General features: G+C 41.7%; 11 protein-coding genes. 7 read left to right on the forward strand and 4 right to left on the reverse strand.

Annotated elements, in window-relative coordinates; genetic code table 11:
• Positions 1 to 120 precede the first annotated feature (120 nt).
• From C5O00_RS10945 to C5O00_RS10975, 7 genes are all read left to right on the forward strand, one after another.
• On the forward strand, positions 121 to 513 hold the full coding sequence (locus C5O00_RS10945) for a hypothetical protein (RefSeq protein ID WP_105216889.1): 393 nt from the start codon (positions 121 to 123) through the stop codon (positions 511 to 513).
• Positions 510 to 1871 (forward strand): hypothetical protein, encoded by a 1362-nt coding sequence (locus C5O00_RS10950; RefSeq protein WP_105216890.1) that lies wholly within the window; start codon positions 510 to 512, stop codon positions 1869 to 1871. Before C5O00_RS10945 ends, C5O00_RS10950 begins: the two co-directional genes overlap by 4 nt.
• 83 nt (positions 1872 to 1954) lie before the next feature.
• Positions 1955 to 2266: a hypothetical protein gene (locus tag C5O00_RS10955; RefSeq protein ID WP_105216891.1), complete on the forward strand. Its 312-nt coding sequence runs from the start codon at positions 1955 to 1957 to the stop codon at positions 2264 to 2266.
• A 61-nt stretch (positions 2267 to 2327) separates the two neighbouring features.
• The gene (locus C5O00_RS10960) at positions 2328 to 3905 is read left to right on the forward strand and encodes a SulP family inorganic anion transporter (RefSeq protein ID WP_105216892.1); all 1578 of its coding nucleotides are present in this window, start codon (positions 2328 to 2330) and stop codon (positions 3903 to 3905) included.
• 12 nt (positions 3906 to 3917) lie between these two features.
• A complete protein-coding gene (locus C5O00_RS10965) occupies positions 3918 to 4547 on the forward strand; it encodes a carbonic anhydrase family protein (RefSeq protein WP_105216893.1) in 630 nt (209 codons plus the stop codon).
• A 104-nt stretch (positions 4548 to 4651) separates the two neighbouring features.
• On the forward strand, positions 4652 to 5653 hold the full coding sequence (locus C5O00_RS10970; protein WP_158676836.1) for a T9SS type A sorting domain-containing protein: 1002 nt from the start codon (positions 4652 to 4654) through the stop codon (positions 5651 to 5653).
• A 385-nt stretch (positions 5654 to 6038) separates the two neighbouring features.
• Positions 6039 to 9155, forward strand: a complete 3117-nt coding sequence (locus C5O00_RS10975; protein ID WP_105216895.1) for a cytochrome c biogenesis protein — start codon at positions 6039 to 6041, stop codon at positions 9153 to 9155.
• Between the two features lie 5 nt (positions 9156 to 9160).
• On the opposite strand, the gene C5O00_RS10980 is transcribed toward C5O00_RS10975, so the two are convergent.
• From C5O00_RS10980 to C5O00_RS10995, 4 genes are read right to left on the reverse strand one after another with little or no spacing between them, the layout of a single operon-like run.
• Complete coding sequence (locus C5O00_RS10980) at positions 9161 to 9970, reverse strand: hypothetical protein (protein WP_105216896.1); 810 nt, start codon at positions 9968 to 9970, stop codon at positions 9161 to 9163.
• 3 nt (positions 9971 to 9973) lie between these two features.
• On the reverse strand, positions 9974 to 11575 hold the full coding sequence (locus C5O00_RS10985; protein WP_158676837.1) for a hypothetical protein: 1602 nt from the start codon (positions 11573 to 11575) through the stop codon (positions 9974 to 9976).
• 18 nt (positions 11576 to 11593) lie between these two features.
• The gene (locus C5O00_RS14495; RefSeq protein WP_158676838.1) at positions 11594 to 13246 is read right to left on the reverse strand and encodes a hypothetical protein; all 1653 of its coding nucleotides are present in this window, start codon (positions 13244 to 13246) and stop codon (positions 11594 to 11596) included.
• Complete coding sequence (locus C5O00_RS10995) at positions 13222 to 15057, reverse strand: cytochrome c family protein (RefSeq protein WP_105216899.1); 1836 nt, start codon at positions 15055 to 15057, stop codon at positions 13222 to 13224. The genes C5O00_RS14495 and C5O00_RS10995 overlap by 25 nt, the downstream gene beginning before the upstream one ends.
• Between the last annotated feature and the right edge of the window lie 8 nt (positions 15058 to 15065).

Genomic DNA, 15065 nt, shown 5'->3' on the forward strand with positions numbered 1-15065 from the left:
CCCTATACTGGTGTTGATGGTATCGAACATACAAAGGGGATTTTTCCTGAAATTGTATCGAAGGGTCAAATTAAACTTTTTAAAAGCCTAACTTTAGTTCATTATAGAAAATAAGGAAATATGGATACTTATAAAGTGGACGATAGTGCGAAACACGTAAAGATAGATGTAAAGGTGGGTTCTACCGGTTCGGCGGAGACCAGAGTTTATCTGGATACTATTACAGCAGACAACCGCATTTGCGAATCGGATGACAATAGCAATGGAAATATCCCAGCCACCAAAGCCGGTATAAATCGCAAATTATTTCTCAGAACCTTAATAGTTAATACCTCGCTTAATTTCTCCAACATACCCGATTCTGCTGTGAAAGATGCGATAAAGATGACACACATCATCTATACACTCGATGGAGGGCCTCAAGGGGAGAAGCCGTTCAATAACCTGGATGCTATCGTCAACGATTCTGATATATCCAGCGTGGAAATAACCAAACGAATAGAATTTGTATGAAAAATATTTGTACCATACTCGCCATAATCCTTATTCAGTTTGTTTGGGCACAGGACACTAACCCTGAGAAAAAAGAAAAGGAAATTTCTTTCGATAATCTTGAAGTTCCCAATACTCCAGCTTTTATATTACTGGATGAGGCGCCCACAAGTATTCAACGGCCAAATTCAACCCGGGCATTTGCCTTGGATCTCATTCAGGATGTCACCGAAGATGGCGTTTTGGGGAATCTTGCCGTTGAAGTAACTCCTTTTTGGATGATCCAACATACCCATATGACCCCCGAAAAATATTACGGAATCAAAACACAGGAGGACGGAAGTGTTTCGCAGAATTTCTTTTCCAAACTTCGCCTGGCCTCAGTGTCGGCGGCATATATGAAATCTGCCGATTCTATTACGAACATCAGTATTGGGGTTAGAACAACCTTGTTTGAGATAAAACGACAGGACGATATTAAAGATTATAAGGAAGCTTTGCAACAGGCGCAGAAGTATCTTAATAATTCGGCAAATTATATGGAGCAATATAATACCCAATGCAAGATACCAAAACCTGAAAATTACAGAAGCGAAACAGCATTTCAGGAAGCTATGCAAACATATAAAGGGATTTGCGACAAACCGGAACCTACCAGACCTACTGTGGGTGCGACCGATGAAGAAATCCAAAAATATCGTGCCGCGATCAAAGAATACAGACTTGCTTGCTACTGCCCACCGGACCCTCGTGATTATGATACAACCGCTCAATTTGAAGCTGCAAAGGAATGGTATGAAGCCGGATTGAATGCTTTTCGAGAGAAGAAACGTGAAGAAGATAATTTTACAGCGAAAGACCTGGACGTTGCCTTTAAAGAGATTACCAGTAGGAAACCGCTTTTTGCCATAGACCTGGCGGCCGCTTATAATCAGAGATTCTTCGGAAATACTTTTAACGACAATACCGCAGGGAGATTCGGGATATGGAGCACCCTTACTTTGTCTTCCTTCCTCGATAAGAAAAAAACAAACAGAGACTACTTTAATGTCTACGGCTTCGTTCGATATCTGGATGATACAAGACGTGGGATATTCCCTGCTGCGAACGATGACCGATTTAATGCCTTCGATCTGGGTGTTAAGGGAGAGTTGGAATTCGACAAGCTAAGTGTGGCCTACGAGTATATAAACAGGAGCGGAGATATGGAAGGGTATCGTTCTGTGGGAACTATCCGGTATCAACTTATCAACGACATCTTCCTCACAGGAAGCTTCGGAAATAATTTTGAAGAAACAGATGACCTCGTTACCCTCTTCGGAATAAAATGGGGAATCAATGGCGCCCTTCAATCTATTACCATCCCGCAAACCGACTAATTTTATCTGTTTTACATTGATAAAATATTGTTAAACAGTTTTAATAAAGTGGGATCTATTTCATATTTTCGTGCCCCGAAACAATGAAGCAGTTCTCTCAGTACATATTAACGGTTTTGGTGATATTCTCACTATTTGCTCCCGCTGTGATCCCCTTTATCGAGGACGATCGGGTAGATCTAATAGTGCTTAACCCTATTGAGGAAGAGAATAAACAAGACAATAAGTTAAAGAACCTCAAGGACCTGGAAGAGAAGCAGGTTTTCTTCGAGCGCTTCAATGGAATGGAAAGTGAGTTTCTATCCCTTCAACAAAATTTAGATCGTCATTACCTGGACGATTTTTCAGAGTTTCATATTCAGATCAATAATCCACCCCCTGAACGTAGGAGTTAGTTTTTCAGTACGCGAATAAATTAACTCATCTTCAGAGCTTTCTGAAGAAAAATCTATTACTATGTTCAAAAATTTAAAGAGCGACTTACCCGCAAGTATTGTCGTATTTTTCGTTGCGTTGCCACTTTGTTTAGGGATTGCCCTGGCTAGTGGAGCACCGCTTTTCTCCGGTCTCATAGCAGGGATCGTAGGAGGAATTGTGGTAGGCTCCCTTAGTGGTTCTCAAATTGGGGTAAGCGGTCCTGCAGCGGGGTTGGCCGCTATTGTTTTAGCCGCTATTGCTACCCTTGGTAGCTTCGAAAATTTCCTACTAGCTGTGGTGCTGGGAGGAGTTATTCAATTGATCTTCGGAATTCTGAAAGCCGGAGTAATTGGTTATTATTTTCCATCATCTGTCATTAAGGGGATGCTAACTGGTATTGGGATAATCATCATTCTGAAACAGATACCTCATTTCTTTGGATATAATGCAGATCCCGAAGGCGATTTTGCCTTCCTTCAGGTTGATGGAGAAAATACTTTCTCCGGGATCATACAAACAGTAAAGTACATTAGCCCCGGGGCCACTATAGTCGCACTGGTAGGCCTCGGTATTTTGATCCTGTGGGAGAAGGTATTGTCTAAAAAAGCAAAGTTATTTACTTTGATACAGGGCCCGCTGGTTGCGGTTATCTTCGGAATCGTATATTTTGTGCTTACCGAAGGAACCCGATTTGGAATTGCTTCCGATAATCTGGTTAGCGTGCCGGCTCCCGAAGATGCCAGCTCATTCCTGGCACAATTCACATTTCCTAACTTTTCCGAGATCACCAATCCGCAGATATGGATCGTGGCATTTACCATTGCCCTGGTGGCCAGTTTGGAGACCTTATTGTGCGTGGAAGCTACCGATAAACTAGACCCCCAGAAAAGAGTTACTCCTACCAATAGAGAACTTCTGGCCCAGGGGACCGGAAATATCATGTCCGGGCTAATTGGTGGTTTACCCATTACGCAGGTAATTGTGAGAAGTTCAGCCAACATTCAATCGGGAGGGAAAACTAAGGCTTCGGCTATCATTCACGGATTCTTCCTGCTGATCTCGATCATCCTTATCCCAAAATTGCTCAATAAAATTCCGTTATCGGTACTGGCCGCAATTTTACTGGTAGTGGGATATAAATTGGCCAAGCCTGCTTTATTCAAGAAAATGTATGCCCTTGGCTGGAAACAATTCGTTCCCTTCACAGTAACTGTCACAGGAATAATATTTACCGATCTGCTTATCGGCATCGGTCTGGGACTTGCTGTTGGGATCGTTGTCATACTTCTGAAAAGCTACCAAAACTCGCATTTCCTGCACATAGAAGATAAGAGTAATGGGAAGCATAAAATTAAAATGACCCTCGCAGAAGAAGTTACTTTCTTCAATAAGGGTGCAATTTTAAAGGAGCTTGATAATCTCCCCGAGGATACTTATCTTGAGCTGGATGTGAGAAAAACACGCTATCTGGACAATGATATCGTTGAGATCCTCGAAGATTTTTCAGAAAAAGCAAGGAATCGAAATATTACAATAAAAATAATCTCCGAAAGGGGAGAGGTGGAAAATCCACCGAGCTATATTCAATTTTTTAAACTAAGACCAAAAACAACGTAAAAAAAACACACTATGAAAGCACATACAAGAGAAACACAAGCAACAATGACTCCCGATAAAGCTCTACAGTTTTTGAAGGAAGGAAACGAAAGATTTCAGAATAACCTGAAAGCAAACCGAAATCTACTACAACAAGTAAACGAAACTGCGGAGGGCCAATTCCCTTTTGCAACGATTTTAAGTTGTATAGATTCCCGCGTCTCGGCCGAACTTGTGTTCGACCAGGGATTGGGCGACATCTTCAGTATTAGAATCGCCGGTAATTTCATCAACCAGGATATTCTTGGAAGTATGGAATTTGCCTGTAAGTTGGCAGGAACCAAGCTTTTGGTTGTTCTAGGACACACCTGTTGTGGAGCCGTTAAAGGAGCCTGCGATCATGCACGCATGGGGAATCTCACAACTCTAATAAATAAGATAGAACCTGCCGTATTCGCTGTTAAGGAACCACAGGACGAATCTAAACGTAATTCGTCAAATCTGGAGTTTGTAGATGAGGTGGCCAAAGTGAATGTAGAAATGGCAATAGAAAATATCCGAAACCAGAGTGTTATCCTCCGGGATATGGAGCAGGAAGGAAGTATAAAGATCGTGGGTGCGATGTACGACCTTGCCACAGGAGGTGTAACCTTCTACGATTAAACAGTAAGAACCCGGGGAGATCCCCGGGTTTTTTGTTTTATTCTGAAATACATAACTTTACGAGTACCCCTTTGATCGCTTTTTTCAACCTCAAAAAAAAACCTATGAAAAAGCCATTATTACTCTTGAGTTTCGTGATCATATCTGCTGTAAGTTATTCACAATCGGCACGCGTACAAGTGATCCACAATTCGGCCGATGCTTTAACAGCTACCGTCGATGTGTATGTAAATGGGATGCTTACTCTGGACAATGTGAATTTCAGGACAGCGTCTCCCTTCACCGACCTTCCTGCTGGGGTTCCCTTGATCGTTGGCGTAGCCCCGGACGACAGCACTAGCGCTTCCGATGCCTTTTACACCGAAACTTTCACCTTAACCGAAAATGAGACCTATGTGATCATTGCGGGGGGTATTGAAAGTAGTACCGGATACAACCCGGCTCCTCCCTTCGATCTCCACGTGTTCGACATGGGAAGGGAAACTTCTATGGATCCGTTGAAGGTAGATGTGTTGATCTACCAGGGATCTACAGACGCACCAGTGATGGATGCATTCGAAACCGAAGTTGGGTTGGGGCAGATCGTGGATAATATAGCCTATTCCGAATATCAGGGCTATTTTGAATTCCCTTCCGATAATTATACCATCGAATTACGTAACGAAGCAGGTACCCAGGCACTAGCTGCCTATATTGCCGCACTAGAATCTCTGGGCCTGGAAGGAATAGCCGTTACTGTGCTGGCTTCCGGATTCTTCGATCCTTCTCAAAATTCTAACGGTCCCGCCTTTGGGCTATATGCCGTATCTCCTTTAGGTGGTGGGCTAATACCGCTTCCACCGGCACCGCTAGCCGTAGAGGATTTTAATGAAGAAAAATTTCAGTTATATCCTAATCCTGTGAATGATATATTAAATGTTCATGGGGTTGATTTAACAGACTATGATATTCGTATCTCCGATATTTCTGGGAGGATTGTTTCTGAAAAGTTCTATGAAATTGAAAATGATCACCTTAAAGTGAACTCACTCTCATCGGGGGTGTACTTAATTTCGTTATATGCCGATGGTGATATGAAAGCTTCAGAAAAATTTATAAAACTTTAATTTTATAGATTAGATCTGGGTAAGGGACAGATATATCAACAAAAAGACTTCATTCATTAGTTTACCATTGTCGTAAATGCCCTGTTATTCAGAAAAATATAAAATATCTGGCCTCATACATTTCAGTTAAATTTAAATAGCGTTCCTGGAAACGTATTCAAGAATACTTATATTATTGATTATTAGCGGTTTTCACTGAAGGGCCTTTTTTTCTGAATTAAAAAATGAATTTTTTCGAAGATTCTCTTAGGGTATTTTCCTGCTGAAGTGTTCTATTTAAGAAATTATGTATATTTTAAAAGCTGAGGTTGAGAAGATTCGGAGGTGATTTATCCGGCCGCAAATTGAATAATTAAACTAAATTTGAGTGAATATCACTCGTATCATGAAAAACATCTTTCCGAAGATCAAAAAATTGCTTCTCCCATTTTTCGACACGAAAGCCGCCGGAGTTTATTTCGTCCTGTTCGCGGCTGCGATCGGCATTGCTACTTTCATTGAGAATGATTTTGGTACCAGTGCTGCACAAAAAGTGATTTTCAAGTCTTGGTGGTTCGAATTGTTACTGGTATTATTTGGCATCACCATCTTGGTTAATATATTAAGATACAGAATGATACCCATGCGTAAGTGGGCTGTTTTAATGTTTCATGCTGCTATTATCATTATCATTATAGGGGCCGGTGTAACCCGATATTTTGGATTTGAAGGGGTAATGCATATACGGGAAAATGACAGGGCATCAAGTTTTTTGTCTGCCGAAACCTATTTGAAATTCGATGTATTGAAAAATGGTACGACTTATAGTTTCGACGAACCCGTACTTTTCGCAAGTTTAGGAAACAATAATTTTCACGAATCCTATTTAGTGGATGGTAGTTTAATTGTTGTTGAAGTAACCGATTTTATTCCAAATCCGAAGCAACAATTGAAGGCCAATTCCGATGGCGGGGTACCCGTAGCAAAGCTCGTGGTGGCTGGTCCGCGTGGCAGGGAAGAATATTTTGTCGAGAAGGGAAGTACCCACCGAATTGGAGAAATGCTTTTCAATTTTAAAGATCAACGCATAGTGGGTGCCGTAAACCTGAGGTATGTTAACGATCAACTCCAGATAAATTACGACCGGCCACTTGTACAAACCGTCATGGCGACACAGCAACGGGATACGATCGTTTTTAATGGTGAATTCAACCCGTTGGCTTTACGTGCTTTATATTCGGATGGAACGAACAATTTTGTTTTTTCCGAATTCGAGCCAAAAGCCTCGCTCGAGCTGGTAAGCGAAGACCCTAAAGTTAAAAGTGAAAGCGTTACGGCCGTGGTATTAAACGTCACTGTAGATGGTGATACCCAGGAAACTATGGTATACGGAAACCGTGGCTTACCGGGTAATCCGGCTATCCTGAACTTTGATGAGCTATCGGTTAGATCGGCGTATGGCGCTAAAGAAGTAAATGTTCCTTTCTCGATTAAACTGAATGATTTCATTATGGAGAAGTATCCGGGAACCAACAGCGCTTCGTCTTATGCCAGTGAAGTTACGCTCATCGATCCTGCAGAAAATGTGAATATGGACTACCGTATTTATATGAATAATATCCTTAATTATAGTGGTTATCGGTTCTTTCAGTCTTCTTTCGATCGGGACGAAAAGGGCACTTACTTAAGCGTGAACAGTGATTTCTGGGGTACTTTGATCTCTTATATTGGCTATGCGTTGCTCACCCTTGGGATGATTCTTACTTTCTTCAGTAAAAATACCCGCTTCCATGAGGTACTTCGTAAAATAAAGAAACTGAGAGCAAAACGAGGCACTTTTATTTTGCTGCTGCTTTTGTCCTTAGGGTATAGTTCGTACGGACAGGCGTATAAGTCGAAAGCCGTTTCTAAGGAACATGCCGAGGCCTTTAGTAAAGTGGTAGTTCAGGATTTTAAAGGTAGAATGAAACCCATGCATACCCTTTCCAGAGAAGTGATGCGTAAGATTGCAAGAAAGGAAAGCTGGGATGGCTTAACGGCAGACCAGGTAATTCTTGGGATGTTCGTGAATAAGAAGGACTGGTACGATGTGAAAATGGTTAAACTGGGGAAGCATAAAGACGTTCAGAAATTATTAAATGTAAACGGTGATTATGCCTCTTATAAAGATTTCTTCAATGAAAAAGGGGAGTACAAGCTAAGGGATGAAGTGAGACGGGTTTACGCCCTGGAGCCTATTGATAGGGGTGTTTATGCAAAAGATCTTATGAAAATAGACGAACGGCTTAATATCATGAGCATGTTATTTTCCGGTAGTCTTCTCAAGATCGTTCCTAATCCTAACGACCCTAACAATACCTGGCAGGCGTATAATAATCATAATCACTCACCGAACGATGGCCATAATCATTCTACCATAGCCGAGAATTTTTTCAACGCTTATGGTACTGCCCTTCAGCAGGCCACGAATAGCGGTAACTTTGATCATGCCGGTCATCTCCTCGAGGAGTTAAAATCTTTTCAGCAAGCCAAAGGAGGAAGCATTATGCCTTCCGAATCTAAGATCAATACCGAGATTCGTCTTAACCAAATGAATGTCTTTACTCGTCTTGCCGGATTCTACATGATCCTAGGGCTTTTTCTTTTATTCTTCTTGTTTTTATCGGTTTTCAAACCAAATTTAAAACTAAAGAAAGTATACTGGATCTTATTCTCTCTCATCGTTTTAGGCTTTGTTCTGCACACGATTGGGCTGGGAATGCGATGGTATGTATCGGGCCGGGCGCCATGGAGTAATGGCTACGAATCTATGATCTATATTGCCTGGACTTCCACGCTTGCGGGCGTGCTGTTTACTCGTAAATCTTTTGGCGGACTTGCCGCTACTATGGTGTTGGCAGGGACCATTCTATTTGTGTCCACCTTAAGCTTTCTGGACCCTGAAATTACACCTTTAGTGCCTGTATTGAAGTCGTATTGGTTAACTATCCACGTCTCTTTAGAAGCAGGAAGTTACGGCTTTCTAATGCTGGGGGCCATCATAGGATTGATCAACCTTATTTTGCTCATTTTCATCACCCAGAAAAATAAGGACAGAGTGAAGCGAATTGTACAGGAAATGACCTATATAAGCGAGCTAACCTTAATAGGTGGACTATTTATGGTAAGTGTAGGGACTTATCTGGGTGGCGTTTGGGCGAACGAATCCTGGGGTCGCTACTGGGGTTGGGATGCGAAGGAAACCTGGGCGTTGGTAACCATTCTGGTCTATGCCTTTATTCTGCATATGAGATTGATCCCAAAATTAAGAGGCCTGTACGCCTATAATCTGGCTACGATCTTTGGCCTGGCATCTGTAATTATGACCTACTATGGAGTAAATTATTATTTATCCGGGCTTCATTCTTATGCCACCGGAGATCCTATTCCCATTCCGCAATGGGTTTATATCGTGGTAAGTTGTATTGTGTTAATAAGTTTTATAGCTTATCTCCGAAAACGAAAGTTTCCAATAATATCTTAATGAGGTTATTCAATTACAACCCCATCCTCGAGGATTAGATCGTAGCGATATCCAGCACCAAAATCCTTGTTTAAAACAACTTTAGCACGCATGGTTACAGTTTTTCCTTCAGGAACAAACGTATTGGAGGTAATGACCAGGTCGAAATCGTTCTTACTGCCATCCTGCAGATGGATCCAATTTCGTTTCATGATGTTTGGGTTGATCTTCACACATTTACCGGTTAATTGGACGGTTTTTCCTTCGTAGGCGGTAGGATTTGCCACAAGTTCTGCAATTTTAATGCTTCCTTTATGCTGAACAATCTCCTCGGTATGCGTAGGGATATTTTCTTTCTGAAGGGTTTGTTCGGGCTCTGCGGTGAAATCGGCAGACAAGGTTCCCGTATTGTTCCCGTGATCTTCGGCCACCAGAGTGGAAACAAGAAAGATCCTGTCGAAGACACGGTTGTATTCTTTACTTTCAAAATTTGTTTTCAGTAAACCATTACGATAGAAATAAGTGCTACCTAATTCGATGTCTTGTTTTCTTGCTGCAATCCAGTATTCTTCTCCACCACCTTCGGTTACCTTTAAATAAACATACTTTGTGGCAGGCAGTATCTCCTTAACAACTACCTTGTGCAGATCTTCGGTAAAGGAGGTTCCCAATTGAGAATTCGCCGGTTGATTATCGGCATTTTCATCGGAAAAAATCCCACTCACCTTTTCATTATTATCTGGCTCTGTCTGAGCAGTGATCACTTTGGGTTTGTTATTACAAGACACTATAAAAGCTGTGCACAATGCAAATAATATAAGTTTAGACTTTTTCATAATTTATTTTTTCTTTTTGCTGTAAAATCGTTTGGTTAATCGTGTATAAAAGCGATAGTTATTTTCAACATCAGCCTGTGATAATTCTCCCGAAAAACTTAACTGCCAGGTCCTGGAGATGCGATAATTCAAGGTAGCACCAATGTAATTTAATCCCTGATCATCGATATTGTAATCGTAGGTGTAATCGGCTCTTCTAAAATAGACTTCTGTACCCAATTTATTCTCAAAAAACTCTCTGGAATATCGAATTGAGTAAATATTACTGCTAAGATAGTTTGAAGAATTCATATTATACGAAATGTTTATTCTTCCGCCCAGATGTGGAATTCTGGATACAGTGGCGTACGCGTAAAAATTGTCGGATTTATTTTGATTATCGCTTCTAAAGCGTCTGCTATAGCTTAGTCCGAGCCATAAGATCTTGGCAGGCCTTACGTTAATACGTGTTCTAAAGCCTTGTCTGGCCAGATCGTCATTAAGCAATTGCTCAATTTCCGTTTGAAAGGTTTCGTAGTATATAATTCGCTTTCGGGAGTCGTAGGATACCATAATATTTGCCGCTCTGCTTATTCTGTACCGAGCCGATAAATAGAGATTAGTTAATCTGGTCTCATTACCTGTATTTCCGAAGATATCCATCTCTGCCGACCCAAATAAACTTAGGTCTGATGCTATGGTGCTGAAATGCTGAAAGAAGATGTACCGACGGTCTGTTGCCCCGGAATTGGTTTGTTCCATTGCACCAAGGGTGGTTTCGCTATAAAAATCCTGCGAATTTGACTGTATTCCGAAGTATCCACCATATTGTAACAGATCCGAATTAAAGCCGTAATCCTGGAAATCCGGCCGATATCCACCCATAGCACCTACATAAAAATTACCAAAATATTTCTCAACCTGCACACCATCAATAGCGCCAACGGTAGATGCTTTTTGATTGATCTTTCTTCCCGCGGTAACAGAAAGTGAAGGTGTAGCGTCGTATCGCACATTGAGATTGTAAATATTAAAGATATTAGTCCTGCCATTGTATCTACTGTCTGCCGGGGTGATAATATTTCGGTAGGTGAGGTAAGACTCAATAGAGAATTTCGAGTCACCCAGGTGATTGGCATTCAACGAAAAACGTGTCCTGAACTGATGACGATCCTCCCTAAGGTCTGAAAATGTATTATAACTAGCCAAAGAGACTCTCCCGCGGATATTTTCGGTATAGATGGATTCCTTCTCCGTGTCCAGAGTAGTAGGTACTATAACTTCGGCTGGAAGTACTTCATCATCAGGCTCTGTAATAGAAGGCTCTGTGCCCGGTTCTGTTTCTGTCACGACTATTATGTAAGTAACCACATCACCCATTTTAACTGCGCAGTTGTTTAAAACAACCGAAACAACAGAAGTGGATGATTTATCTGTAACCCTAAGACAATCCGTTCCGGCCAATTGTAAACTTTTACCTATTTCGATATCCCTGGTATCATCAAATTTCACGTAGACATTGTTCGAGGTAACAAAGGAAACCGTTCCGCTAATGGATTTATCCTGCGCTAAAACCACCGACGATATCAGCAACAATATTAGTATGTACGCAAATTTAAATTTCATAAATATTTGCCTTCCATTTTAAGGATTTGGGTGACAGGCAAAACAGGCATTGCTCTGGTATACGTAACCGGATACACCTTCATGTTCATCGTCCATATCGATTTGAGTATGACAGGTGACACATGTAAATACTGCATAGTTACTAGTATTGATGTGACAATCTATACACTGGTTCCACTCTCCTTCATGCTGTCCCGAATAAATAGGGAAGTACATAGAATCGTGGTCGAAAGTAGCCGGCATCCATCCGGGATTAGTAGTATGACATGTTACACAATCTGTGGGGAATTGTGCTGCTGAATGGTTTGGATTAGTAGTAGCGTTATAGTCGTCCATATGGCACGCAAAACAATCGGTAGGAGTAGTGGTGTAATTTCCATTGATATGGCAGGAGGCACACTCCTGTATATCATGCCCAAGGGTTAAAGGGAAAAAGTCATGATTGAGGACGGCAGGCATCCATCCTGGATTGGTAGAATGGCAGGAAGCACAATCTGTTGGGAAATTCGCTGCCTGATGATCCGGATTGGTGGTAGCATTGTAATCATCGGCATGGCAGGCGAAACAATCTGTGGGGGTGTTTGTAAAGTTTCCGTTTATGTGACATTCATTACAATCCTGAATATCGTGTCCCAGTGTTAATGGGAAGAATCCATGATTTACGGTTGCAGGCATCCAGCCCGGACTAGTAGTATGGCAGAGCACACAATCTGTAGGGAAATTAGCAGCCTGGTGATCGGGATCGGATGTAGCGTTGTAATCGTCTGAATGACATGCGAAGCAATCGGTAGGAGTGTTGTTGAAGTTACCATTGATATGGCACTCATTGCAATCCTGGATATCATGTCCCATGGTTAATGGGAAGAAATCGTGATTAAGGATAGCCGGCATCCACCCTGGTGCAGTTGTATGACACTCGTTGCAATCTGTTGAAAAATTAGCTGCCTGGTGATTGGGATTGGTGGTTTGGGCATAATCATCCATGTGGCAGGAGAAACAGTCATCGGAGATATTTGAAAAATTAGTCACATCGTGGCAGCGGCTGCAATCCTGTATATCATGTCCCTGGGTAAGCGGGAAAAAATCATGATTTATCCCCCCAGAATCCCATCCCATACTTAACGGACTATGACACTCAAGACAGTCTGTAGAGAATCCGGAAAGTGGGTGATTGGGATTAGTAGTTGCCATATAATCATCACGGTGACACTCAATACATTCATTCCCAATAGGGTTGAAAATAAGTGAGCTTTCATTGCTATGGCACTCTATACAGCTAAGGTTGGTGTGGGCGCCAATAAGTGGAAATCCATTTTGTTCGTGAAGTTCCGGGATGTTAAAAACTAACCAGCTTTCCGAATTGTGACAGCGCATACAGTCGTTGCCAACAGATTGACTATGAACGTCCAGATGGCACGACATGCAATCTGTAGTAGTATTCTTGAAGGTTAGATCTGTATGGCAGGCCTTACAATCGGTAGTGCTGTGTGAGCCTTCCAGTTCAAAATTTGTAGTATTATGATCAAACTGCAATGTGGCGTAATCGATCTCCCAGCCATTTGGATTGTGGCATTGCCCACAGTCGATCTTAAGATCATTACCATGTGGCGATTGAGCGAGCAAGGGTGTCATGGCAAGCAACAATACTATTGTAAATGACAGTCGATACATTCCAGTTTGTTTAATTTATACAGAACTGTGGTTTCTCCATTTTCACCACGAATCTCATGACAAAGTTTACAATCAATTTCGGCATGCCGTCCTTTCAATGGGAAGGCCGTACTGTTGTGATCGAACTTTTTTGGAAACCAACTGTCCGTGACATGGCATCTGTTGCAATCCGTTACTCCATTTATGGCAAACTGTTCATCATGCACATTTTCATGGCAGGATGCACATTGATTCTCTAAGTTAATAAATTTTTGAGATATAATATTGTCATTTTCAGAAGTTTCGAAATGACAAGATCTACAATCTACTTCAAGGTGTCTGCCTTCCAGGGGCCAGTTGGTCACGCTATGATCGAAAGTAACAAAGTTCCAGGCATCATTAATATGGCAAACCGTACAATCCTGGTTGGGGTAATAGCTGGCACTTATGTAACTATCGTGAAAATCCTCATGACAATCCACACAGCTTGTTCCCAGGTCGACGAAAGTCCATCTATTGTCCTCTTCGCTGATATGACAAGCAAAACAGGGTGTAGCCATGTGAGCCCCTTCCAGCGGAAAAGAGGATGTCTGGTGTTGTTCTATGGTATACAGACTAAATTCGAACCCGTTTTCCAGGGAATGACATTCAACACAGTCCGGACTTACGCCATTAGTTGCAAATTCTCCCTGGTGGTAATCATTATGACATTTGTTGCATGCCGAAAAATCTATTGGTGTGGAAAAACGCTCAACATGACATTTCCTGCAATCTACCTCCAGGTGTTGACCTTCCAGAGGATAGTCGGTAACTGAGTGGTCGAAGAAATCCATGTCTTTCAGGGAAAGAAAGCTCGATTCTACATGGCACTTCGCACAATCCAATCCATAAAGTCCGTCGTGCTGATCATCATGACAGGCAACACAGTTATCTTCAGCAATATTTAATTTATCCTGAAAGACAGCCAAGGGCTCATCACTTGGGTTATGACAACTAAAACAATCAATATTTTTATGTTGTCCTTTCAGGCTGAAATCTGTTATGTTATGATTAAACCTTCCTTGCCCTATAAAATTTGAAAATGATGATTCGGTATGACATTCTTTACAGTTTCCTTTTAATTGGTTGTTATGAGGATCGTTGTGACAGGATTTACAATCTGCAAAGGGAATTCCACCGAACTCCTGGAACTTAACGCCGTTACGCGTAGTTATCTTATGGCATTCCACGCAGTCTACATTACGATGCCCTCCTTTAAGGGGATAGTCGGTTTTATTGTGATCGAAGTTTAGCACTGGTTTGAAAGCATCCATGTTGTGACAGCTAAGGCAATCGTTGGGTAATGTATTTTGATGGAAATCGTCATGGCAGGACAAACATGCATTATCAAGGCCCAAAAAAGTTCCACTACGTTTTCTTATTTCGTTATTCGCAATATTATCGGGCATATGGCATTGCCGGCAATCAACTTCGGCATGTTTTCCTTCCAGCACATAGCCCGTTAGGTTGTGATTAAACCTGTTTTCATCAAAACGAACCATATCAAACTTACGTCCGTGATGTTCGCTGTGACATTCGAAACAATCTTTGTTTCTTACTCCTGAACTGGCGTGATACCCCTTATTATTGTTTATTAAGGTTTTAATCTCCTTGTGGCACTCCAGGCATTTTGCATTAGAAACCTTCTTCCCAATATCGTGGCACATTGTACAATTTGTTAGTCCTTCCAGGTTGGAATGCGCCGTTGTGAGATCGCCGGGGGATATCTGGCCATAACTATAGGTTACAGCTAATATGATGGGAAATATGATATGGATTATCCGGTTTCTCAAACCATATA

It is taken from the genome of Pukyongia salina (assembly GCF_002966125.1).
GTDB lineage: Bacteria > Bacteroidota > Bacteroidia > Flavobacteriales > Flavobacteriaceae > Pukyongia > Pukyongia salina.